At 52.4% G+C, this 764-nt stretch carries 1 pseudogene; it reads right to left on the bottom strand.

Features of this window, described 5'->3' with window-relative positions:
- Positions 1-68 precede the first annotated feature (68 nt).
- Positions 69-764: pseudogene (locus tag EXE45_RS17170) on the bottom strand (hypothetical protein); the annotation flags it as partial.

Raw genomic sequence — 764 nt, 5'->3', positions numbered from 1 at the left:
TCATACGCGGTCGTTCATACGGACGGCATATGGGTGTGTCGATGGTGGTTTACGTCGATTGTGGAATATTAGGAGATATTTTCAATTGTGATTGTCGTCGTAGTACCGTCATCGAGTCTCAGCGTAATTGTTACGTTATCGCCGGACATGTCTCTAGATTTAATTTTTCCAGAATTGCCAGGCGATCTGCTAAACTGTTGTAGATTGAACTTTTCCGTCGATCCCTGAGCTACTACCGCGTTCGTATCAAGATCAGTTATCCCTGCTGCACCAATGAGTAAGGCCTGCCCGGATGGAAGATTAAGATCGCCGCCAGCACCATTAAATTCGCTATTACCGTCGTTATTCACCCTGTCCGCTTGCTCATCTGTGGTACTGTCAACTCTGATCCCAGTAATTGTTACATCGCCGCTCCCGGTGTTTTCGAGTTCAAAAGCTATCCTACCATTATCATCGGTGTCGGTGCCAGTTCCAGTGACATACTTGAGTTCCGGGTCGCCTCCGGGAGAAGTATCTCCACCGTTACCACCACCAGCACCGGCACCGCCCCCGGTTACAGGCCCGACGTTATCTTTCACCGTCTCACCGCTCGGTTCTGACTGTATACCCACGGAGTTCACGGTGACGTTATCTGGGCTATCAACCTGAAGCAGCAGGGCCGAGACCTCACTCGACGTGGGGTACGCACTGTCATTCACCCCCTGGTACGTGACCGAGCCGTTCTCGATCGACTCCCGAACCACCCCTCGGTCGTCGGGAGCCGG

The sequence above is a fragment of the Halorubrum sp. SP9 genome (assembly GCF_005435015.1).
GTDB lineage: Archaea > Halobacteriota > Halobacteria > Halobacteriales > Haloferacaceae > Halorubrum > Halorubrum sodomense.
Note: the sequence above shows the minus strand (reverse complement) of the source record. Positions and strands in the feature narration are given on the sequence as shown.